26 protein-coding genes are annotated in these 20905 nt (G+C 40.1%); 2 read left to right on the top strand and 24 right to left on the bottom strand.

From position 1 onward, the window contains the following. Nucleotides 1-12: 12 nt before the first annotated feature. The 21 genes from IHV10_RS14545 to IHV10_RS14645 all read right to left on the bottom strand — a co-directional run bounded on the left by IHV10_RS14545 (nucleotide 13) and on the right by IHV10_RS14645 (nucleotide 16590). Nucleotides 13-609: a hypothetical protein gene (locus tag IHV10_RS14545; protein WP_137788937.1), complete on the bottom strand. Its 597-nt coding sequence runs from the start codon at nucleotides 607-609 to the stop codon at nucleotides 13-15. 695 nt (nucleotides 610-1304) lie between these two features. Further along, on the bottom strand, nucleotides 1305-2186 hold the full coding sequence (locus tag IHV10_RS14550; RefSeq protein ID WP_370568822.1) for a polyprenyl synthetase family protein: 882 nt from the start codon (nucleotides 2184-2186) through the stop codon (nucleotides 1305-1307). After that, nucleotides 2183-2422 (bottom strand): exodeoxyribonuclease VII small subunit, encoded by a 240-nt coding sequence (locus IHV10_RS14555; RefSeq protein WP_197130975.1) that lies wholly within the window; start codon nucleotides 2420-2422, stop codon nucleotides 2183-2185. The genes IHV10_RS14550 and IHV10_RS14555 overlap by 4 nt, the downstream gene beginning before the upstream one ends. Next, nucleotides 2415-3776, bottom strand: coding sequence for an exodeoxyribonuclease VII large subunit (gene xseA / locus IHV10_RS14560; RefSeq protein WP_197130979.1), 1362 nt, complete (start codon nucleotides 3774-3776; stop codon nucleotides 2415-2417). The genes IHV10_RS14555 and xseA overlap by 8 nt, the downstream gene beginning before the upstream one ends. Beyond that, nucleotides 3776-4639 (bottom strand): bifunctional methylenetetrahydrofolate dehydrogenase/methenyltetrahydrofolate cyclohydrolase FolD, encoded by an 864-nt coding sequence (gene folD / locus IHV10_RS14565; protein ID WP_197130982.1) that lies wholly within the window; start codon nucleotides 4637-4639, stop codon nucleotides 3776-3778. The genes xseA and folD overlap by 1 nt, the downstream gene beginning before the upstream one ends. Before the next feature lie 39 nt (nucleotides 4640-4678). Then, complete coding sequence (nusB, locus tag IHV10_RS14570) at nucleotides 4679-5074, bottom strand: transcription antitermination factor NusB (protein ID WP_197130985.1); 396 nt, start codon at nucleotides 5072-5074, stop codon at nucleotides 4679-4681. A 585-nt stretch (nucleotides 5075-5659) separates the two neighbouring features. Continuing rightward, nucleotides 5660-6067, bottom strand: a complete 408-nt coding sequence (locus IHV10_RS14575) for an Asp23/Gls24 family envelope stress response protein (RefSeq protein ID WP_137788933.1) — start codon at nucleotides 6065-6067, stop codon at nucleotides 5660-5662. Between the two features lie 19 nt (nucleotides 6068-6086). Beyond that, nucleotides 6087-7445, bottom strand: coding sequence for an acetyl-CoA carboxylase biotin carboxylase subunit (gene accC / locus IHV10_RS14580; RefSeq protein ID WP_191753868.1), 1359 nt, complete (start codon nucleotides 7443-7445; stop codon nucleotides 6087-6089). A 12-nt stretch (nucleotides 7446-7457) separates the two neighbouring features. Next, entirely contained in the window at nucleotides 7458-7961 is a 504-nt protein-coding gene (accB, locus tag IHV10_RS14585; RefSeq protein WP_191753867.1) for an acetyl-CoA carboxylase biotin carboxyl carrier protein, read from the bottom strand. Between the two features lie 315 nt (nucleotides 7962-8276). Then, nucleotides 8277-8789, bottom strand: a complete 513-nt coding sequence (locus tag IHV10_RS14590; protein WP_191753866.1) for a SpoIIIAH-like family protein — start codon at nucleotides 8787-8789, stop codon at nucleotides 8277-8279. 4 nt (nucleotides 8790-8793) lie between these two features. Further along, the gene (gene spoIIIAG, locus IHV10_RS14595; RefSeq protein ID WP_191753865.1) at nucleotides 8794-9435 is read right to left on the bottom strand and encodes a stage III sporulation protein AG; all 642 of its coding nucleotides are present in this window, start codon (nucleotides 9433-9435) and stop codon (nucleotides 8794-8796) included. Further along, nucleotides 9432-10058 carry a stage III sporulation protein AF gene (gene spoIIIAF, locus IHV10_RS14600; RefSeq protein WP_197130988.1) on the bottom strand — a complete coding sequence of 209 codons (627 nt, stop codon included), beginning with the start codon at nucleotides 10056-10058 and terminating at the stop codon, nucleotides 9432-9434. The genes spoIIIAG and spoIIIAF overlap by 4 nt, the downstream gene beginning before the upstream one ends. A gap of 10 nt (nucleotides 10059-10068) precedes the next feature. Beyond that, nucleotides 10069-11253, bottom strand: a complete 1185-nt coding sequence (spoIIIAE, locus tag IHV10_RS14605) for a stage III sporulation protein AE (protein ID WP_197130991.1) — start codon at nucleotides 11251-11253, stop codon at nucleotides 10069-10071. Between the two features lie 17 nt (nucleotides 11254-11270). Beyond that, nucleotides 11271-11660, bottom strand: coding sequence for a stage III sporulation protein AD (gene spoIIIAD, locus IHV10_RS14610; protein WP_066396033.1), 390 nt, complete (start codon nucleotides 11658-11660; stop codon nucleotides 11271-11273). Between the two features lie 13 nt (nucleotides 11661-11673). Further along, nucleotides 11674-11880: a stage III sporulation protein AC gene (gene spoIIIAC / locus IHV10_RS14615; protein WP_066290831.1), complete on the bottom strand. Its 207-nt coding sequence runs from the start codon at nucleotides 11878-11880 to the stop codon at nucleotides 11674-11676. A 16-nt stretch (nucleotides 11881-11896) separates the two neighbouring features. Continuing rightward, nucleotides 11897-12412 (bottom strand): stage III sporulation protein SpoIIIAB, encoded by a 516-nt coding sequence (gene spoIIIAB, locus IHV10_RS14620; RefSeq protein ID WP_231619559.1) that lies wholly within the window; start codon nucleotides 12410-12412, stop codon nucleotides 11897-11899. Further along, nucleotides 12409-13338 carry a stage III sporulation protein AA gene (gene spoIIIAA / locus IHV10_RS14625; protein WP_197130994.1) on the bottom strand — a complete coding sequence of 310 codons (930 nt, stop codon included), beginning with the start codon at nucleotides 13336-13338 and terminating at the stop codon, nucleotides 12409-12411. The genes spoIIIAB and spoIIIAA overlap by 4 nt, the downstream gene beginning before the upstream one ends. Nucleotides 13339-13894: 556 nt before the next feature. Beyond that, nucleotides 13895-14452: an elongation factor P gene (gene efp / locus IHV10_RS14630; RefSeq protein WP_197130997.1), complete on the bottom strand. Its 558-nt coding sequence runs from the start codon at nucleotides 14450-14452 to the stop codon at nucleotides 13895-13897. Between the two features lie 22 nt (nucleotides 14453-14474). After that, nucleotides 14475-15548, bottom strand: coding sequence for a M24 family metallopeptidase (locus IHV10_RS14635; protein ID WP_197131000.1), 1074 nt, complete (start codon nucleotides 15546-15548; stop codon nucleotides 14475-14477). Then, nucleotides 15545-15997 carry a type II 3-dehydroquinate dehydratase gene (aroQ, locus tag IHV10_RS14640; protein ID WP_197131003.1) on the bottom strand — a complete coding sequence of 151 codons (453 nt, stop codon included), beginning with the start codon at nucleotides 15995-15997 and terminating at the stop codon, nucleotides 15545-15547. Before aroQ ends, IHV10_RS14635 begins: the two co-directional genes overlap by 4 nt. A gap of 77 nt (nucleotides 15998-16074) precedes the next feature. Further along, a complete protein-coding gene (locus tag IHV10_RS14645) occupies nucleotides 16075-16590 on the bottom strand; it encodes a YqhR family membrane protein (RefSeq protein WP_197131005.1) in 516 nt (171 codons plus the stop codon). A gap of 187 nt (nucleotides 16591-16777) precedes the next feature. On the opposite strand from IHV10_RS14645, the gene IHV10_RS14650 reads away from it, so the two are divergent. Both IHV10_RS14650 and IHV10_RS14655 read left to right on the top strand, forming a co-directional pair. Next, nucleotides 16778-17722: a DUF1385 domain-containing protein gene (locus IHV10_RS14650; RefSeq protein WP_197131007.1), complete on the top strand. Its 945-nt coding sequence runs from the start codon at nucleotides 16778-16780 to the stop codon at nucleotides 17720-17722. A gap of 19 nt (nucleotides 17723-17741) precedes the next feature. Then, nucleotides 17742-18116, top strand: coding sequence for an SA1362 family protein (locus tag IHV10_RS14655; RefSeq protein ID WP_197131009.1), 375 nt, complete (start codon nucleotides 17742-17744; stop codon nucleotides 18114-18116). Between the two features lie 3 nt (nucleotides 18117-18119). On the opposite strand, the gene IHV10_RS14660 is transcribed toward IHV10_RS14655, so the two are convergent. From IHV10_RS14660 to splB, 3 genes are all read right to left on the bottom strand, one after another. Beyond that, nucleotides 18120-19049, bottom strand: coding sequence for a patatin-like phospholipase family protein (locus tag IHV10_RS14660; protein ID WP_197131011.1), 930 nt, complete (start codon nucleotides 19047-19049; stop codon nucleotides 18120-18122). A gap of 250 nt (nucleotides 19050-19299) precedes the next feature. Continuing rightward, on the bottom strand, nucleotides 19300-19716 hold the full coding sequence (mntR, locus tag IHV10_RS14665) for a transcriptional regulator MntR (RefSeq protein ID WP_197131213.1): 417 nt from the start codon (nucleotides 19714-19716) through the stop codon (nucleotides 19300-19302). Nucleotides 19717-19827: 111 nt separating this feature from the next. Next, complete coding sequence (gene splB / locus IHV10_RS14670; protein ID WP_197131013.1) at nucleotides 19828-20865, bottom strand: spore photoproduct lyase; 1038 nt, start codon at nucleotides 20863-20865, stop codon at nucleotides 19828-19830. Between the last annotated feature and the right edge of the window lie 40 nt (nucleotides 20866-20905).

A 20905-nucleotide genomic window follows, 5' to 3' on the forward strand; every position in this document is an offset into this window, starting at 1 on the left:
CCTCTCTTTCCATTAACGCCTTTTCTTCTCTCTTTTAGCAGGCGATAGCAGTTTAATTCTTAATTTTTCCTCTAAAAAATATAATAAACGCCCAACCTGAAAAATAATAAAGGTTGAGTGGTTGATCGCATATGACTTTCCTAACGCTTTACCTCCTACCGTAAGTGCAGCCACTACACTCGTGAAGACGATCGAGATCAGATACTCAGAGTTTGATCCAGACCTATTCCCCATAGAGAGTGTAAGTTCTACTACAACTGCTGCAGATGCTGTTCCGCTAACGATTCCAGAGATATCACCGATAACATCGTTACAAAAATTCGCTACACGATCTGCGTTTCTTGTAATGATTATAGCATGTCTTGCTCCAGGAACCTTCTCAGAAGCCATCGCGTGAAACGGAACTTCTTTCGCAGCTGTGGATGCTACCCCTACTATATCAAAAAGAACCCCGGTTAATACGATTAGAAAGACGATTCCCATCCCTAACGCCCACGAAACTCCATTTAACATGAAAGAGGATATAACTGTAAAAATAGCCGCTAACACAAGAGTGATAACGGCAATGCTTGTACTCCATTTGAGTGTTTTAGAAAAGGAATGCTTCATGCATAACTCCTCACTTTTTGGTCACTTTATGTAATAGGGAGTGGTCACCTTATTAAGTAAAGACTGCGGCTTAGGTCCAGTAGGTTTTCCCAGAAGAGTACGAAATGTCGCCATATTCGCGGTTTCCCTTTACTCTCTTCTTAACGCTGTCACCAAACGTTAGACTAGATTACCACTTAGTCCGCACTATAATCCCTAAAAGGTGTCAGGGCAGAACAGTCTAGGAGTTTTCCTCAACAGCCTCGCGCACATTCCCTAGCCTCTTTTGCAGAGAAGATTTCATATGGTATAAAGCTCATAATCAGCGGCCAACCGATACAGGCTTTTCACACCATAATCCCCTCAAGCTCCACTCAAGGCAGGCTACGCTGCTCGCCTTCTTTTCCTGTGAACAAGAAAAAAAGCTAAGCAGGTTCAAACCCCATTTCGCAGTAAGGTCTTTTGAACACAAACCGCAAATATGGGGGCCTCCGCGGAAGAAGGGTCCTCGCCCACATGCCATTGTGGATCGCCCTTCAACCTTAACTCCCAGCGATGACCCAAGGCTGGGCGCCTCAAGCCAATGCAAGGAACTTCATCGATGTGCCCTTTGGCGGATTTTTAGGCCCGCCTTCAGGAATGGGGGGCTGACTAGAATACTGCACCACTCCAAAGCAAATAATATCATATCATACTTCCAATTTTGCAACAATCTCTTAGTGGTTTCTTTTTATAATGTAGTCAGCGATGGACGCTAATATGCCTGTATTTCCGTTAATCTTGTTTAAATGTTCCAAAGAAATATGTATATGATTTTCCATTTCTTTCTTTGCACCAATAAGTCCAAGAATCTTAGGATAAGTAGTTTTCAAATTAGCCTCATCACTTCCAACGGGTTTACCTATTTCTTCTTGATTTCCTGTTACATCAAGGATGTCATCTTGAATCTGAAAAGCAATCCCGATATGTCGTGCATAGTTTGTCAGGTGCATTAGATCTTCATTAGAAGCTCCCGCTGCAATTCCACCCATGATCACTGAACATTCGAGCATTTTACCTGTCTTCTTTTCATGAATGCTTTCTAACTCCGTTAACGTGAGGTCTCTGTTCTCTCCCTCTATGTCTTCTACTTGACCGCCGACCATACCTGTTGCTCCAGCAGCTTTTGATAAAACTGCAATCATTTGAACTTTTTGGTCAGATGTTAAAGAAGAGTTGTTTGTAATCAAGCTAAAGCTCTCGGTTAATAAAGCATCTCCTGCTAGAATCGCTTGAGCCTCACCAAAAACTTTATGGTTCGTGAGTTTTCCTCTTCTATAATCATCATTGTCCATAGAAGGAAGGTCATCATGAATTAAAGAATACGTGTGAACAAATTCAATCGAACAAACAACATCCTCTATTTCTGCTGTATTCTTTTCAAAAGATTCCATAACAGCAAGAGCCAGGATCGGACGTATTCGCTTTCCACCTGCAGAAATGGAATATAGCATCGATTTTTTTAATGTTTCTGGAGCATCTAGCTTGTTTAAGTATTCAACCATCTGTTCTTCAACCAATGATTTTTTATCTCGAAGATATTGTTCAAACGCTATCAATGATCTTCCTCCTGAATCGCGAATGGTTCTTCTTTTCCGTCTTCATGCAGAATCGTATCCATCTTCTTTTCAACATTCTGTAATTTCGTATGACATAATTTTGAAAGCTTCATCCCTTGTTGATACAGATCGATACTTTCTTCTAAAGGAACATCTCCCTGTTCAAGCTTTTCAACGATTTCTTCAAGCTGCATCATAGCTTCTTCAAATGTAAGTTTGCTTGTTTTTTCAGTCATTCGTGTAAGACGCCTCCGTTCCAGTGATGTGACAATCAATCTGTCCATCTTTTAACTTTATCGTTAGTGCATCTCCAGCCTTTACCTGTGATACGGACTTAACCAATTCGTCTTTGCCTTGTTTATAAGTTAAGCTGTACCCTCTATCCATTACAGCTAGAGGATTAAGGGAAGAGAGCCTAGAAATCTTGTTTGAAAAATCCCTCTGGTGCTGCCTTACGTGACGATTTGTTTCTTTTAGCAATGTCTTATGCAGAGAAACAACTCTTTCGTTTGCCTTCTGAATCTGACCACTTGGTGAAAACAAAAAAAGCTGACGTTTAACCTGTGAGAGATGATTCTGATGCTGATCAACAAAGCTTCCAACTGTACGTTTCAATTGATCCATACACCTATCGAGTTCTTGCTCTTTTTGTTTTATCAATTGCGTAGGGTATTTAAAAGCGTACGATTTTTGAAGGCGTGATAGATGCTGTTGATGACCGGCAACAAACTCATTCATCACTCTTTTCAGACGAACATTTCTTTGGAATAATCTATCTTTCAATTCATCTAGATGAGGCACTGCCATCTCAGCCGCAGCTGTTGGTGTTGGTGCTCTTAGATCAGCTACAAAGTCTGCAATCGTAAAATCTGTTTCATGCCCAACAGCAGAAATGACCGGCAGATGTGATTGAAAGATCGCTTTTGCAACACTTTCTTCATTAAACGCCCACAGCTCTTCGATCGAGCCTCCACCACGTCCTACTATTAGTACATCTGAAGCATTCAAAGCATTCGCTTGTTCGATCGCCCGAACGATGGATGGAGCAGCGCCTGGTCCTTGAACGAGTACGGGATAGATCGTGACAGCAGCTAGCGGAAACCTTCGTTTTATGGTTGTCACGATGTCTCTTACGGCAGCTCCTGTTGGTGAAGTGATCACGCCTATCGTCGAAGGGAATTTTGGCAGTGGCTTTTTATGCATTGGATCAAAAAGTCCTTGTTGTTCTAACGTATTCTTAAGGTTCTCATACGCTAGAAACAAGTTACCAACACCGTCTTGCTGCATCGTTCTGACATACAGCTGGTATTGTCCTTGAGGTTCGTATACAGAGAATGAACCTTGAATTAATACATTCATTCCTTCTTCAGGTTTAAAGTTTAAATGTCTGTTGTTTCCTGCAAACATGACCGCAGAAACTCTGCTGTTTGCATCTTTTAACGTAAAATACAAATGTCCCCTGCTATGGAGCTTAACATTGGATAGCTCACCTTTAACCCAAACATCTTGTAAGTTACCGTCATTTTCAAATAGCCTCTTAATATACCGGGTTACAGCCGATATTGGAACATACCGATTGTTGTTCTGCATTAATGTACTTCCTTTAGCTTCTTTCTCCATTTTGAAGCAAGAACCGTATTGTTCATTAACATCGTAATCGTCATAGGACCAACGCCTCCTGGAACAGGAGTGATATGTTTCGCTTTAGGCTTAATGGCCTCATAGTCCACATCCCCACAAAGCTTTCCGTTCTCCTTGCGATTAACACCTACATCAATGACAACCGTACCTGCTTTAACCATATCTTCTGTAATAAGGTTCGGTTTTCCTACCGCCGCAATTAAAATATCGGCTTGTAATGTTTGTTCACGAAGATTTTTTGTTCTAGAGTGACAAAACGTTACCGTTGCGTTTTCTTGCAAGAAAAGCTGCCCAGCTGGCTTTCCAACAAGGTTGCTTCTTCCTACAACCACAACATGTTTGCCTGAAATATCTTCACCGGTTTGTTTGACCATCTCTAAAATTCCAAGAGGAGTACAAGGTATGAATGCTTGCTCGTCTCCTGCATGCATTCTTCCGATATTAATCGGATGAAACCCGTCTACATCTTTTTCAGGCAGAATCGCCTCAATTACTTTTGATTCACTTATATGTGAAGGAAGGGGAAGTTGAACGAGAATCCCATCAATTTGTTCGTCATTGTTAAACGCTTGAATGTATTGTAACAATTCATTCTCAGAAATAGATTCAGGAAGCTCCGTCAATACCGAATGCATACCGAGCTCTTTACATGTTCTTTCTTTTGCTAGTACATACGAACGAGACGCTGGGTGATCGCCTACTAGAATAACAGCTAAACCTGGAACAATTCCGTCTTGTTTAAGGTCTTGGATCTCTTTTGCAAGTTTCTCTCTGATCTCTCTCGCAATCTGTTTTCCGTCTAACACAGCCATTCTAAAGTCCCCCTCAAAAGTAGTTGTTTGATTATTTAATTAGTTATTGTTAATATCTTTGATTATTTTTCCTAGGACTCCGTTTACGAAACGTCCTGCTTCTTCACCGCCAAAGATTTTTGCTGTTTCGATCGCTTCATTCAAAGTTACGTTCTTAGGAACCTCTTCCATGAACAGCCATTCGTAAGCTGCCATCTGAAGAACGACACGTTCCACGTTTGCTAGTCTTGAAAAGCTCCATTTTTCTAAATAAGGCGTAAGAAAACGCTCGATTTCTTCTTTCTTTTCAACCGTACCATGAACCATCTGTGTTAAGAATTCGTCTGATGGCTCTCCTTCTAAAACATGCTCCATAGCTTCACTAGCTGAGATGTCACTTACTTCAATTTGAAAAAGCGATTGAAATGCCTTTTCTCTGGCAAGTCTGCGTTTCATAATCCGACTTCCTTTCTATTTGCGAACAATTTCTATCTAGCATAATACCATAATGTTAGGACTCGTTACAATCCGAACAATGGACTTACTAACCCTTCCGAACATTCAGTTTTTTTCTTTCCGTTAAAAGTATTTTATCTTTTCTAAGTGTGAATTTTAAAGAAGTAATTTTTTCGGGCTTATTCTAATTCATTCATGCTTTTGAAGTTCATTGATTTCCATTAAAGGATGCTCACTTTCCGCGGGGAAGGCCGTGAGCTATATTCGTACGTCTCCATTATAAATGTCTCAAATAGTAGGCACGTACCTTCCATTCTATACGAAGTGGGGTATCCAGACTGTTCATTCAGTAAATTCACGAGATAATTCTAGAAATTTCGGACTTTACCCGCAAGTTTGGGCTATATCCCGGCGAGATTTGCCTATATACTGGCGAGTTGACATCACTCGAGTACTCTTCTACCACTTATACCCCCACCTCAACTGTAACTTCAATGAGCTGAATGTTTTCATCACAAAATTTGCTCGTAATAAACAACAAGAAAAAAGACCAAAGGGCAAGTAGAACCTCACCCTTTGATCTTTTTAATAATCTACTTCTGGTGCTTCATTCTGTTTTTCTTTTGAATCAAATTGAACACCAACTACGAATACGTTGATATCCGTTGCTTCTAGTGCTGTCATGTCTAGAAGCGCTTGTCTGATATAATCTTGAATTTTTTGAGCTACATCTGGAATCGCAACTCCATATTTCATTGATACGTATACATCAATAGAAATACCTGCTTCTGAGAGTTCTACTTTAACGCCTTTGCCATGCGTTTTCTTTCCAAGTCGCTCTACTACACCACTTGCAAAGCTGCCTCTCATGGAAGCGACACCTTCAACATCTGAAGCTGCAATACTTGCAATAACTTCGATAACCTCAGGTGAGATCTCCACTTTTCCTAATTCTGATGAGTAACTTTCCATTTCAAATGATAGTTCGTTCATCACTTAAACACCTCCGTACTTATTCGCTTTTTGAAGTTAAATCATGATTTTCTAAAAACTTTGTATTAAAGTCACCATTCACAAAAGTCTCATGGTTTAACAGACGCAGGTGGAACGGAATGGTCGTATGAATTCCTTCGATAACAAACTCGCTTAGTGCACGCTTCATACGGTCAATTGCTTCTTGTCTAGTATTTCCGTAAGTTATAACTTTAGCAATCATTGAATCATAAAATGGTGGAATCGTATAGCCAGGGTAAACAGCAGAATCAATTCGAACACCTAGACCGCCTGGTGGAAGGTACATTTCAATCTTTCCAGCAGAAGGCATAAAGTTTTTCTCAGGATTCTCTGCATTAATTCTGCATTCGATCGACCAGCCATCAAACTCGATATCTTCTTGTTTGTATCGCAATCTCTCACCTGAAGCTACTTTGATCTGTTCCTTGATTAGATCAATTCCCGTTACCATCTCAGTTACAGGATGTTCTACTTGGATTCTAGTATTCATCTCCATGAAATAGAAGTCACCTGTATTATGATCAAAGATAAATTCTACGGTACCAGCACCAGAATATTGAACGGCTTCAGCTGCTTTTACTGCTGCATCACCCATCTCTTGGCGTTTAGATGGGGAGATAGCTGGAGATGGTGTCTCCTCTAAAAGCTTTTGAAGACGTCTTTGGATACTGCAGTCTCTTTCTCCCAAGTGAATAACATTCCCATGGTTATCTGCAAGCACCTGTATCTCAACATGTCGGAAATCTTCAATGTATTTTTCAATATACACACCTGGGTTACCAAAAGCAGTTGCTGCTTCTTGCTGAGTGATCGCAATGCCTTTTAAAAGTTCCGTTTCATTCTTAGCTACGCGGATCCCCTTACCCCCACCGCCTGCTGTTGCTTTAATAATTACAGGATACCCAATTTTGTTGCTGAGTTCAATGGCTTCTTCCTTGTCCCTAATAATCCCGTCAGAACCCGGTACGATAGGAACTCCGGCATCCGCCATCGTTGCTCTCGCAACATCCTTAATACCCATCTTGTTGATCGCTTCAGCACTCGGACCAACAAACGTTACATTGCATTCTCTACATAGTTCTGCAAAGTCAGCGTTCTCTGCCAAGAATCCATATCCAGGATGAATGGCTTCTGAGCCAGTTAGTGTTGCTACGCTCATTATGTTAGTGAAGTTCAGATAACTATCTTTTGAAGCAGTCGGTCCGATACAATAAGCCTCATCTGCCAAACGGACATGCAAGGCATCTTTATCGGCTTCTGAATAAACGGCTACTGTTTCAACACCAAGTTCTTTGCATGCGCGTATAATCCTTACAGCAATCTCACCACGGTTTGCTACTAATAGCTTTTTAATCATAGACATACCCTCCTATTCTGCTTTCACAAGGAACAGAGGTTGTCCGTATTCTACTAATTGTCCGTTCTCAACTAGTACTTTTACGATTTCACCATTCACTTCAGATTCAATCTCGTTGAATAATTTCATCGCTTCGATAATACAAACGATGCTATCTTTTGAAACTTTATCTCCCGGCTTAACAAAGGCTTCTACATCTGGAGATGAAGCAGAATAGAACGTTCCTACCATAGGAGAAACTACCTTATGTAAGTTAGCATCTTCGTCTGCCTGTTTTGTTTCTTGTTTAACTTCTGTATTTTCCTTAACTGTTTCAGCTGCTGGAGCCTGTTCTTTTACAGGTGGCGCTTGAGTGACTACGGGCTGAGAAACAACTTCTTCTGCTCCATAAGAAACTACTGATCCACTGTCCTTTTTAAGAACAATCTTAGAACCATCATTTTCGTATTTGAATTCATTGATGCTTGATTTGTCAATAAGTTTAATCAATTCACGAATTTCTTGTATTTTTAGCATGATCTCTACTCCTTTTAACAATCCTATCCAGTTTAGATTTTTTTATTTAGCACCTTCTATTGTGACTAGGTCTTAACACATGTAATATACCACATTTCTTTTTTCGTGGATACATTAGAATCATTTTTCAAGTTAATAGTACACGATTACACCTTACATTGTAAGCGTTTACGGTTACTCTTCACTTTTTTCTATCATTTCCCGTCAAAAAGAAATGCAAACTTGAATGACGCTATAAGTTTCTATCCAATATATCATGAAACCGCAAAAAGAAAAAAGCCGGAATTTCCGGCTTTCTTACTCTTTTAAGCTTATTTATTTGGACGCATGATATTCAACCGCTACTGTTTTCCCGCTACCAAGGTGTTCGTTTGCAACATTCATAATCTCAACAACTTCTTTTTTCGATAGTTTATCAGCTTTTACGATCACTTTGATCTCATTGTTCATCGTGCTCACTAAAGCATCATTGAATCCCATCGATTTGATCAATGTTTCTACTGTTGATTCTTGCATAGTAAGTGATTGAAGCTCTGTCATCTTTGCCCAAGCATCAGCTTGAACCTCAGCTGAAGCGTCCTCAGAACCAGCAACGGCTACATAATCAGCACTCATCTCATCACGAACTTCATCTCGCTCTAGGCGAAGGGCAGTAAACACATCGTCGTTTGCAACACCTGACACAGTCGCTTCTTTACCAGACTTCTTTCCTGCCTCCAAATAAGCAAGATCATCCGTTCCACCAGGTGCTGTAATATAATACACAGACAACACAATGATTAAGCTAAGCATAGTCAGAAGCCAAACAGTTTGTTTTTTCAATAACATTTGTTTATTCCCCCTCAGGATTTTTTGGTCCTACAAAAATTTGATCACTACCTATATCAAAAACTTTTTTAACGAGCTCTATGATCATAGACTTTGTCTGGATGTTCTCTGCACCTTGCGCCAATATAGCCACACCTTTTATCTTTGGTTTTTCTGTTGTGACAATGATCGGCTCTTCTCTGCCGTCATTTGAGATAATTACTACTTTTTCATCTATCTTTTGATCTTCTATCGTTCTCTTACCGCCATTTTTATCATTTTCCGATGTAGTCTGGCTCTGTGTGCTATCATCTGTAACGAACTCTTTTCTCTCAGTTGTGGAAAGTTCTACCATGACGGAAACTTTGCCAACTCCTTGCATCTGTTCTAATAGATCTTTCAGTTCGTTAGAATAAAGGTCTTCATACGTTTTGATATTTTTGTCTGTTACTTCTTTAGCTTGTTTAAATACCGCCTCGGATTTAACCTTCGTTTCTGGCACTAGCCCGTTTAATGAACTTTTTTGAGCAGGGGAGTCTATCATCTTGCTAATAAACATAAGAGAAATTCCCAATAGAAGTAAGACAAGTAAGTACTTTTGTTTATTCCCTGCTTTATCACTCAGCTGCAGCCGTTTTTTTATCTGTTCCCAAAATGAACGTTTCATTGGGATAACTCCTCTCCCCCTTCCAAATGTACATCAACTTGGTCTGCATCCAGCTGCCACTGACTAGCTAAGAACTGGATGACTTCGTTAGAAACTGGTTGTGTGAGAGATTCTTTTCTCTCTGGATCAGAAACACTCACATCCACTTCTGATACTTCAGAGATTTCAGCTTGGTCGTGATACTTGGCTAGCACCACTTTGGCACCCCTTATATCTTCAGGCTCCAACGGCTGTTTACCCATTTCCGTTCGAATTTGAAGATCGACAATCTCTAACTCATAAGTCTGTTTCAACTCCTCTTGAACTTGTTTTTTCATTGGGACAGCCATTTGCTCTAATATATATGCACGTTGAGCGGATTGTATTTCACTTTTATTCTCTTCTATCGAATTTTTTATTTCGTCTTCTTTCGCTGCAGCTGGTAGATCCATGGCGAGAAACACTTGATCCAGATCTGAATTTATTAGTTTGAACAGTGGAGAGAGCATAGCAAGCAGTATGAGCAAACCTACAACCATCTTGATATAATTTTGAAATTGATTGCCAGGTAACAACAGCTCGATGACTCCGGCTAATAGTACAAGAATGATAATATTGGTTATCCACTCCGTTAAGAATGCCATGCTTCCCCTCCTATCGAACCATCAGCGTAACGTTTCCGGCTGCGATTATTATCGTTATAGCTAGAAAGAACATAATAGACACAGTCATAAGGGCAGCAAAGATAAACATGACGCTCTTACCGATGATGCCTAATGATTCAACGATCGGCCCACCTCCTAAAGGCTGAAGAAGGGCTGCAGCCATGCTATATATAAAAGCTAGAATTAAAACTTTGATGGCAGGAAATATAGCTAACAGAAGTAATAATAATGCCCCGATTATGCCAACTGAGTTCTTTAGTAAGATGGAAGCGCTCATCACAGTATCTGTCGCATCTGTAAACATACGGCCTACAACCGGAATAAAATTCCCTGTTACAAATTTTGCTGTCTTGATCGTTATTCCATCTGCTACTGCTGCTGTTGCACCTTGAACACTCATTACACCTAGGAAAACAGTGAAAAAAAAGGCGAGTGCACCCATGCTGATATTTCTTAACAGCTTAGCTAACTGCGTGACTTTGTGATGCTCTGACATCGTTGAAACGATGCTTAATAGTGCAGATAAAAAAAGAAGCGGCAATACAAAATTTTTGATCAAAAGCCCGCTTGTATTTACTAAAAACAAGATGACCGGATGAAAAAACGCGACTGAAGCGATGCTTCCCACAGTTGCCATCAAGGCGAGAAGTAGGGGTATGAGTGCAATCATGAAACTTAACATGTTATCGATCGCTTCTGTTGCATAAGAGATCGCAACATGAAAACTGTTTAAAGCTAAAATGATTAAGACCATATAAATAATTCCATATGCCACTTTTGAAATAGCAGATCGATCAAAAGCGTTCTGGATGGATTGCAGCAACATGCTGAAAACAGTGAGCAAAATTAAGGTTCCAAGCAGTTTCCCGTGAACAGCAAGTTCATGAAACATAAACTTTAAAAGTCCGATCATGTAGCCTTTTATAGAAAAATCTTTTTCTCCTTTTACAAATTCAAGGAAGGTTCCTTTTTGGCTTTCTGGCAAGAATCCTCCGTATTCACGGGAGATGCTATCCCAATATTGTTTGATTTCATCTAGCTGCATGGAGGATACTTGTTGATCTACTATTTTTGAAGTGATCGAGCTCGCTGATGCGGATTCTATGGGGCCAAATAGGATGAAGGAAAAGATTATGAGTAGAAGTAGACTTGTCCGCACCATCACTTTCTGCATCTTTATAACCTGCTTTCTTATTTCGGTATAAGCGTCAGAACGGTTTCAATAATTACTGTTAAAATAGGTATCGCCATCACGAGAATCAGTATCTTGCCACCTAGTTCAATCTTAGATGCTATCGCTCCCTGCCCCGCATCTCGTGTGATCTGTGCTCCAAACTCAGCAATATAAGCAATGCCTATTATCTTTAATAACGTTTCAACATAGACCATGTTTACGTTAGCGTTTATGGCGAGTCGTTGAAGCATCGTAAGAATTTGTCCGATCTTATCAATCAAGAATAAAAAGATTCCTGCTCCAACCATGAGTGTGACCAAAAAAGCAAAATTCGCTTTTTGTTCTTTAAGGACTAAGGCTAAGAAAGCAGCAACTAGCCCAAAACCAACAATTTGGATAATTTCCAATCTGGCCCCCTCCTTAATTCTGAAACAAAAAGACGCCTTTTACCTTCTGAAATAAATCATCTAAAAGAGTGATGACCATAAAAAGGGCAACAACAAAACCTAAAAGAGTGACCCAGTGAGCATAGTCCTCTTTTCCGATCATCTTTAAAACGGTATGAAGCATCGCAACGATTATGCCAAGCCCCGCAATCTGAAACACTGCGTTTACATCCAATCCCATTTGTGAAACCTCCTTGTTACATTAAGAGAATAACGATTAAAAGTCCCATTAATACCCCAAGACTTTTACACATTTTTTCATAACGTTCTTGTATGTCTCTTGCTTCTTTTTCTTCACGATTAAGGTGAGCTAACGTCAACTGAATCTGCTTCTGCTGATGCTCTTTGTCATGCCTGCCAAGCGTTGCGCCAAATTGGCGAAGCACTTCGATCTCACCCATCTTAAAAGAGGTTTCCTTGGCCAGAACAGCTAACTGAAGATCCCAGGCTTCTTGCACCGATAGCTCGCCTTCTGCTAAACGGTCTGATATGGTGAGAAAAAAAGTGGACAATGGTTCTTTTAATGGCCTTCCAATATGCAAAAACGCCTCATGAAGAGGAGTAGATCCGTACATGATCTCGGCCTCCAAGGCTTGTAGCGTTACTTTTAATTCTCTTAACTTCTTTGGCCGTTCTCTTACCCGCTTTGCCCATTCAAAACCAAAGATCGTTGTGGCTGAAAGAATAGCGATCGCACCGATCCAACTCATCATGCTGCACCACCAGATGATCTGTAGATCACGTTTAATGCTCCGTCATAGATTCTCTGAATGGTTCCCGGTCCTTTATCACGGCTCAAAATTACATACCTTTCAAACAAAGAAAGATCTCCTAAAGGTTTCATCACAGGTCGTTTCAGCGCATCTTCTATAGAGCTTCCATGTGCGGTAAAAATCATTTGAACACCCGCATGCATCGCTTCTAAAATCGCTTCACCGTCTTCTTTTCGTCCGATTTCATCAACGATCATTACTTGAGGACTCATCGAACGGATGAGCATCATCATCCCTTCTGCTTTCGGACATGCATCAAGAACATCTACACGCCTTCCAAAGGTATGCTGAGGAACACCTTTTATAGCACCCGCTATTTCAGAACGCTCATCCACAATTCCCACTTTAAAAGAAGGGATATTTTTTTGCTGAACGCCACAACTAACAAGTCTCGCAATATCTCTTAATAAAGTGGTTTTCCCGGTTTGCGGCGGACCGATCAGCAAAGTATTGAGCCATTTTTTTTGGTAGAGATATGAAATTAACGGTTCTGCGATTCCAATCTTCTCTCTTGCAACTCTCACGTTAAACGAACTAATATCTTTAATGGCTTTTACGAATCCATGTTCAGTGATCACTTTCCCTGCTAGTCCTACACGATGACCGCCTGAGATTGTGATATAACCTCTTTTTAGCTCCTCTTCAAGCGCGTAGAGAGAGTGCTGACTTAACCTGTTGAGCAATACTTGTGATTCTTCTGCCGTTATTGGGCCCTCAGTCGGATAGATTGGTTTACCGGAACAAAGGATTTCCATCGGTTGTCCAATTCGAACCCTGATCTCTTCAACAGATTGAAGGACAGATGGTGGCAGTTTTCTTAGCGTATGCTGTAGTTTATCTGGAAAAAGTCTAAAGATCGTCTCCATGACCGATTTCTCCTTTAAGAGGCTAGTACTATAAACGTATGGCAGACATGTAAGCTTTATGCCAATAAAGGTAGGCTTAAGATTAGGAGGAGAGGTAGAGGGTGCTTTTGATAGATTGTTAGTAAATATTACTGAGGAATCCATTCTTTATTATTTATAGTGAAACTTTTCAATGAGAGGCAGTGTTATTGATGATATTTAGCTATTCCAATCAGATTATTGCTGTTTTTAATGCAGCGAACCAACTCAGTGAGCTCCTTACGCTAAAAACGGTGTTTCGGCTAATACGGAGGGGAGTATTTTTAATAAAAGTCCTTAAAATACTTGTATACATTCCAGAAATTTTGGACCTGATTCCACGAGTTTTGTGATTGATTCCACGAGTTTTTGCCATATATACGCGAGTCTACATGATCCGACGATTAACAGATGGCAAATACCCTCAACCCGATCAAACTTTTTAACCAGTTCGTTGCATACTACATCACACCTGCAAACTGCTTATCACATAAAAAAAACCTCACTCCAGAATGGAATGAGGTTTCAATATCATAGACTATGCACGAGAAACGTAAGCTGCATTTCTTGTATCGATGATCAGCTTGTCCCCTTGGTTTACGAAGAAAGGAACTTGCACGATCAAACCTGTTTCAAGCGTCGCTGGCTTAGTTCCACCAGAAGCTGTGTCTCCTTTAATACCAGGCTCAGTCTCTGCTACTACTAATTCAACTGTGTTTGGAAGTTCAACACCAATCGTCTCACCTTGGTAAGTCATGATCTGAACGGTCATGTTTTCAAGCAAGTACTTCAACTCGTATTCGATTTGAGAAGCTTGAAGTTCAATTTGCTCATAAGATTCGTTATCCATGAACGTGTGAGTATCTCCTGATGCATATAGGTATTGCATCTTACGGTTCTCGATATGAGCTTTTGCTACTTTTTCTCCACCGCGGAATGTTTTTTCCTGGATACCACCTGTGCGAAGGTTACGAAGTTTAGAGCGAACAAATGCCGCACCTTTTCCTGGCTTTACGTGTTGGAACTCAAGAACTTGCCAGATTCCGTTGTCAACCTCAATCGTTAATCCTGTTTTAAAATCATTTACTGAAATCATGTTTTTATCCTCCTGAAATACCTTAACTTAACGTTAAAAGGGTTTTAGTAGAGTAGGTAAGTGATTCATTGCCATCTTTTGTTATGAGTGCATCGTCTTCAATCCGAACTCCGCCTAGTCCTGAGATATAAATACCTGGTTCTACTGTAACAAGCATTCCCGGTTCAAGAATCGTGTCAGACTTCATAGATAGAGCCGGACCTTCATGTACGTCTAAACCAATTCCATGTCCTGTAGAATGTCCGAAGTATTCACCATAACCTTTTGAAGCGATGTAATCACGTGTTAACGCGTCTGCATCCTTACCTGTCATTCCTGGTTTAATGCCTTTCATACCTAGCATCTGTGCATCATATACGACTTGGTAGATCTCTTTTAGCTCGTCAGAAACATTTCCGATGGCTACCGTACGAGTGATATCCGAACAATAACCTTTGTAGTATGCTCCAAAATCCAAGGTCACTAATTCACCCGTTTCAATCTTCTTATCTGAGGCAACACCATGTGGTAGGGCTGAACGGTAGCCTGAAGCCACAATAATATCAAACGATGAAGAGATGGCTCCATTTTTTCTCATGAAGAATTCTAGTTCGTTTGATACTTCCCGCTCCGTAAGTCCCGGGCGAATATACTCGATAATATGTGAAAAAGCGGCATCGGCAATAGATGCTGCATCCTTTACTATCTTAATCTCTGATTCATCCTTAATCAAGCGCAACTTTTCCACAAGACCAGATACTGGAACAAGTTCAGTCGTATTGTCATCTAATTGTTTCTCATATGTACGATATGTAGAGTATGTAACATGGTCTTGCTCGAAACCTAGCTTAGAAATTGAAAGCTCCTTCGTTAACTTTGCAACCTCTTGCGGAATCGGATCCGTGTGCATCACAACACGATAACCTTCTGCTTGTTCTGCTGCTTGAGTCTTATATCTGAAATCAGTTACTAAAATCGCTTCGTCTTTCGTGATCAAAAGCACGCCTGAACTTCCTTTGAAACCACTTAGATAAAATCGATTTGAAGAAGATGTAACTAATAGTGCATCAATATCAAACGTATCGAATAAACGCCTTGCTCGTTCTACACGATTCATAACGTATCCCCTTTAAGTTGATTATGAAAAACTTGTAGTGCTAATTTATAGCTATCAAAACCAAACCCTGAAATCTGTCCAATCGTAACTGGAGCAATAACAGATTCACGTCGAAATTCCTCTCGAGCATGAACATTTGATAAATGGACTTCGATTACGGGTACATCCACACTGGCAATTGCGTCTCTGATTGCATAACTATAATGAGTATAGGCACCTGCGTTTAGAACGATTCCGCTAAACTCATCTTCAGCTCTGTGAATGATATCAATGATATCTCCTTCATTATTGCTCTGTTTAAACGAGATATCCAGAAGCAGTTCTTTCGATAAAGAAACAAGTTCCCCCTCTAGATCTTCCAATGTATGCGCGCCATATATGCCAGGCTCCCGTTTTCCCAATCTGTTTAAGTTCGGTCCGTTTATAACAAGAAAGTTTCTGTTTTTCACCTGAAACACCTAGCCTTTGCATAAAAAAATAGAATGTTCATAAAACATTCTATCATAGCGTCTGATCATTTGAATAGTTACGAACTTTGTGTAGATTCCTTGTTTCCCTGGGACTGGCCATGACGTTCACTGTATTCAAACGAGATCGAGTATCCTACAAAAACGCCATATAATATATAGATGCACAGCGTCGTTGTTATCGTATTCTTACCCATCGTGTTCATAGGTTCCAATCCTGGAAAGATCGGATGAAGCAAGAAAAAGACAATCCCCCACAGAGCAACACCGAAAAGGATGCCAGCCCACATGGATTTGATCTTAGCAAACGCATAGCGATATGCAATGGCAACTAAAATCGAAAGTAAAGCTATGATCAAAATACTGATTAGTTGACCTATCCACTCGGTTTTCCACTTACCAAGTGCCCATGGCACTAAAACAAGGGCAGGACCAACTTTTGAGAAATTTAAGTAGTAGGCGATAAATCCGAAAGAAGCCCAGATCAAGCCTCCAAAGAAGCCAACACCAACGACTCTGCTCATGAATGAAGATTGAGATTCTTGTTTATTTTGTTCTAGTTTTGAATCGCTCATTAACGACCACCTCCAACACTACTAGTATGTCCACAAAACCACTGCCCAAACTTCTCACACTCCAACCAATCATATTCCGTGTAAAACATGTATAAAATGGGAAAAATACAATCATCCTTTGTGGAGGAATATCCCGCTTTCCTGTAGAATAGAAAGTACCTACAAAACTTTAGGCTGGGGGTTCAACATGACAAAAGAGAAAAAGCCCGCTTACGGCGGCCAGGCCGTATTAGAAGGGGTTATGTTTGCCGGAAAGCACACATATGTAACGGCAATTCGGAGAAATGATGATACAATCGAGTATTTCGAACTTAAGAAAAAACCTTCTCCAGTACTATCAAAATTAAAGAAGATTCCTTTCTTAAGAGGATTCATAGCCATTATTGAAGCAAGTATGAACGGTACACAGCATTTAAATTTTTCAGCTGAGCGATTTGGTGTTAATCCCGGTGAAGAAGAAAAAGAGGAAGAAGAAAAGCCGTCTAAATTCGCTTTTTTCTTTTCTTTAGCCATTATCGGTGTCTTATCTTTTCTTTTCGGAAAATTTGTTTTTACGCTCGTACCTGTTTTTTTAGCAGAAGCTTTTCGTTTTATCGTGCCTGGGCACCTTGGTCAGAATCTGTTAGAAGGTCTGTTCAAGTTTATCTTTTTGTTAAGCTACATCTATTTTGTTTCTTTAACACCTGCGATCAAGAGGGTATTCATGTATCACGGAGCTGAACATAAGGTAATCAACACATACGAAGCGGGAGACGAGCTTACGGTTGAAAATGTTAAGAAGCATTCGCGGCTGCATTACCGTTGCGGAAGCAGTTTTATTCTATTTACCGTGATCGTCGGTATGTTTATCTATTATTTCTTTCCATCAGATCCGCTGTGGCTAAGAATTTTATGCAGACTTGCGCTTATTCCTGTGGTTTTAGGGGTATCTTTTGAAGTATTACAGTTAACAAATAAACTAAGAGATGTTCCTGTTCTTCGTTATCTAGGTTATCCAGGCTTATGGCTTCAACTCTTAACTACGAAAGAACCTGATGAAAAACAAATCGAAGTTTCTATAATTTCTTTTAATGAAATGTTACGTCGTGACGCATCCTATGAAAGTGAACTAAACGCAAGTAGAATCGTTTAATCATAAGGAGGTGAACCTGTTGCAACAGAATAATAGAAGATTGCATCCTATCATTTGGTTTGTTATTTCACTGGCTGTTGTCGGAATTCTTTATCAACTAGTCACTTCACCTCGCCAATTATTTACAACCATTCTGATCGGAGCAGCAGTGGTCGCCGTGTTTTACTTTATCTTTCGCAGAACCTCATCGGGTGTAAACGGCAAGTATAGAAAAGCAGTCAAGCAATCTCAAAAACGCTATGGCACGAATCAGAAGCCGGCGAAGGCTGCCTCTCCGTTGTTTCCGAGCAAAAAGACTGCAAAGAGTTCCGCTCAGAGAAAGAAAACACGTGAACATCACTTAACCGTGATCGAAGGGAAAAAGAACAAGAAAAAAAATCGAGCCTCCTTTTAAGGATTAGGCTCGATTTTTATATGCTGGATTTGGATACCTCTTACTCGCAATCCAGTTTTGTAAGAATTGTTCAGCACGATCATGACCAAACGTATAAAGTTCATTCTTCGCTTCTGATGACAATTGAAAATCGATGACGGATACATGCTTTACAGGCATAAAGATAATATCTCGTGCATCGTGTGAATCAATGTATCGGTTATCATGCGCTTGCATCATCGTTTCAAACAACGCTTTAAATAGCTGAACTGCATTTTTTACATTGTGAGTTGGAATATGATCATTGAGGTACGAACTCAATTGAAATCCTAACACCGGCCGAACGGGCACCCTATCTTTTCTTTGAAAAAGCCACATCGGAAAGTTACTCAAAACCCCTCCATCAACAATAAAACTCTTTTGCCCAACACGATTGAAAAGTTTGATCGGGTAAAAGAAATAAGGCAGACTGCAACTCATCCTAACCGCTCGTGCCACCGGAAAGCGCTCTGGCAATAATCCGTATTCCTCGAGATCATCTGGCAGTACAATCAGCCTTCCTCGAGAAATATCAGATGCAATAATCTTAAGACTGCCATATGGAATATCAGCAAACGTAACAATTCCCCGTGCGGCTAATAGAGAAGCTACCCAGTTCTCCAAATAATCTCCCTTAAAAAGACCAAGTTTCCAATAAAGCTTCAACCAGTTCATAAAAGGTACAGGCACAATTGTTTTACTTGTATCAAGAAATTTTCTAAAGTCTAATTTATCAATAATATCTTTCATTTCGCCCGCCGTATAGCCTGCCTTGATCAAAGCAGCCATCAATGCTCCTGCACTTGTCCCAGCTACCCTTTCAAAACTGAGGCCACGATTCTCAGCTGCTTCAACAGCACCAATCAACGAAAGCGCCTTGATGCCTCCACCTGAAAACACACCATCAATTCGCATAAACATCTCCTCCACTACTATCCTAATCAGCAGAAGATGTCCTTTATAACCGATTCTTCAAAATAAAGTCTTTTGTCATACCTTTGATTTGTCGGTGTAGGTTAAAAGATTAGATTTACTGTCCACTTCACTAAAAATACTGTCGGGTTTTCTTCATTTACTGTCCACTTCCCACAAAATACTGTCCACTTGTGTTTCCTTACACACCGCACCACACAAAAAATCCAAAATAAAAAACAACCATAAAAATTTATGATTGTTCTTGTTCTTCATTCTTCGCTTGAACTTCTCTTAATGACTTTACCCTTTTATCATCTTCTTCAAAAAACTGAACAAGATCTCCAATTCGATCAATAGCGTTCCAACTTAAATGATGTTCAATACCCTCAACATCTTGGTAGATGTTCTCTTGGTCGACCCCAATAACTTTTAAGAATTCTTCAAGTAACTCATGTCTGTAAACTAAACGTTTTCCGAGTTTTTTTCCGTTCGGTGTTAGAACGAAGCCTCTGTATTTTTCATAAACGACGTACTTGCCTTTATCAAGTTTTTGAATCATCTTGGTTACTGAAGAGGGATGCACTTCTAGGTTCTCAGCAAGATCTGATACCCTGGCATAGCCTTTCTCTTCAATTAGGGCATAGATGCGTTCTATATAATCTTCCATACTTGGGGTTGGCGGCAAATTGTTCACTCCCTATACTAAACCAGCTTGGTCTCTATAAAAAGGATACTATAGAATGGTAAGCGTGACAAGGGAAGGTGCCACTGCATTTTATCAAGTAAAATATTCAATCTTCGCTTGCGGAAACATCGTATGAATATAATTTTCTACCGTTTCACGCAGTCTTGTCGCCTGATCATCTTGATAAACATATTTTCCAATTCCATATCTTCCCCACTTATATTTTCTTTCTTCTTCATTCATCTCAAGCTTTGATTTTGGATAGTTTTTTTCAATAACTCGTTTTGCAGGTTTCGTAAAACGGTGCTGAATAAGCTCAAACGTAAGATCGTTCGTAAGGTGCTTTGGAATTTTCGCTTCTAGAATATCAAAGAGTTCTTTATAGCCTTCTTCCCAATCTTTATGAAGATAAAGAGGTGCCACAATAAATCCTAACGGATACCCTGCTTCTGCAACTTTTATAGCAGCGTTGATTCGCTCCTCAAGCGGACTTGTTCCAAGTTCGAAATTCTTAATCACATAATGTGAATTTACGCTAAAACGGAAACGCGTCCTACCCTGATGTTTTGCATCAAGTAAATGGTCTACGTGATGATACTTCGTTGTAAAACGAAGCCTTCCAAGGTCTGTTGCACCAAAAAATTCAATCGCTCTTTTCAAATTATGAGTAAGATGATCGATGCCTACAATATCGGATGTACATGAGGCTTCGAATCGTGTGATCTCAGGCGCTCGTTCTTGCATATACTTTTCAGCCTGAGCAAAGATCTCATCCGTATTCACATAAGTTCGTAGATACGGCTTACTGCCGAGTGTCGTCTGTAGATAACAATAATGACAATGTCCCATGCATCCCGTTGCAAGAGGAATCGCGTATTCTGCAGATGGTTTCGATGTATCAAACTTCAACGTTTTTCTGATACCTACAACGAGCGTTGATTTTGCTGTTCTATATTTCTGAAAATCATTGTCTCCTGGCAGATCACGAATTTGGTTATGTGATGTTGTTTCTCTGATCTCAACTTCTAGCTTACTAAAACGATCGTACAGTTCTTTACCTAACGGATACTCTAGTGCACGCGGTTCGAAATAGATCAACTGCGGCATAAACGGTTTATTGGCACCAGCCATAGTCATACACCCCACAATTTTTTTCACAAATGATGGAGTT

Source organism: Fictibacillus sp. 5RED26 (assembly GCF_015903895.1).
In the GTDB taxonomy this organism is placed as follows: Bacteria; Bacillota; Bacilli; order Bacillales; family Fictibacillaceae; genus Fictibacillus; species Fictibacillus phosphorivorans.

Bases quoted from the DNA above. Each gene is read 5' to 3' on its own strand.
- mntR (WP_197131213.1), bottom strand. From the start codon at position 19,716: ATGGAAGATTATATAGAACGCATCTATGCCCTAATTGAAGAGAAAGGC.
- IHV10_RS14545 (WP_137788937.1), bottom strand. From the start codon at position 609: ATGAAGCATTCCTTTTCTAAAACACTCAAATGGAGTACAAGCATTGCC.
- IHV10_RS14660 (WP_197131011.1), bottom strand. From the start codon at position 19,049: ATGCGAATTGATGGTGTGTTTTCAGGTGGAGGCATCAAGGCGCTTTCG.
- spoIIIAE (WP_197130991.1), bottom strand. From the start codon at position 11,253: ATGCAGAAAGTGATGGTGCGGACAAGTCTACTTCTACTCATAATCTTT.
- efp (WP_197130997.1), bottom strand. From the start codon at position 14,452: ATGATTTCAGTAAATGATTTTAAAACAGGATTAACGATTGAGGTTGAC.
- xseA (WP_197130979.1), bottom strand. From the start codon at position 3,776: ATGCAGAACAACAATCGGTATGTTCCAATATCGGCTGTAACCCGGTAT.
- IHV10_RS14590 (WP_191753866.1), bottom strand. From the start codon at position 8,789: ATGTTATTGAAAAAACAAACTGTTTGGCTTCTGACTATGCTTAGCTTA.
- IHV10_RS14645 (WP_197131005.1), bottom strand. From the start codon at position 16,590: ATGAGCGATTCAAAACTAGAACAAAATAAACAAGAATCTCAATCTTCA.
- nusB (WP_197130985.1), bottom strand. From the start codon at position 5,074: ATGAAACGCAGACTTGCCAGAGAAAAGGCATTTCAATCGCTTTTTCAA.
- IHV10_RS14555 (WP_197130975.1), bottom strand. From the start codon at position 2,422: ATGACTGAAAAAACAAGCAAACTTACATTTGAAGAAGCTATGATGCAG.
- spoIIIAA (WP_197130994.1), bottom strand. From the start codon at position 13,338: ATGGAGACGATCTTTAGACTTTTTCCAGATAAACTACAGCATACGCTA.
- spoIIIAC (WP_066290831.1), bottom strand. From the start codon at position 11,880: ATGGGATTGGATGTAAACGCAGTGTTTCAGATTGCGGGGCTTGGCATA.
- spoIIIAF (WP_197130988.1), bottom strand. From the start codon at position 10,058: ATGGCATTCTTAACGGAGTGGATAACCAATATTATCATTCTTGTACTA.
- IHV10_RS14575 (WP_137788933.1), bottom strand. From the start codon at position 6,067: ATGAACGAACTATCATTTGAAATGGAAAGTTACTCATCAGAATTAGGA.
- spoIIIAB (WP_231619559.1), bottom strand. From the start codon at position 12,412: ATGATGAGTTGGATCGGTGCGATCGCTATTCTTTCAGCCACAACGATC.
- IHV10_RS14635 (WP_197131000.1), bottom strand. From the start codon at position 15,548: ATGAATCGTGTAGAACGAGCAAGGCGTTTATTCGATACGTTTGATATT.
- spoIIIAG (WP_191753865.1), bottom strand. From the start codon at position 9,435: ATGAAACGTTCATTTTGGGAACAGATAAAAAAACGGCTGCAGCTGAGT.
- accB (WP_191753867.1), bottom strand. From the start codon at position 7,961: ATGCTAAAAATACAAGAAATTCGTGAATTGATTAAACTTATTGACAAA.
- IHV10_RS14650 (WP_197131007.1), top strand. From the start codon at position 16,778: ATGACAAAAGAGAAAAAGCCCGCTTACGGCGGCCAGGCCGTATTAGAA.
- accC (WP_191753868.1), bottom strand. From the start codon at position 7,445: ATGATTAAAAAGCTATTAGTAGCAAACCGTGGTGAGATTGCTGTAAGG.
- folD (WP_197130982.1), bottom strand. From the start codon at position 4,639: ATGGCTGTGTTAGACGGAAAACAGATTGCGAGAGAGATCAGAGAGAAA.
- splB (WP_197131013.1), bottom strand. From the start codon at position 20,865: ATGGCTGGTGCCAATAAACCGTTTATGCCGCAGTTGATCTATTTCGAA.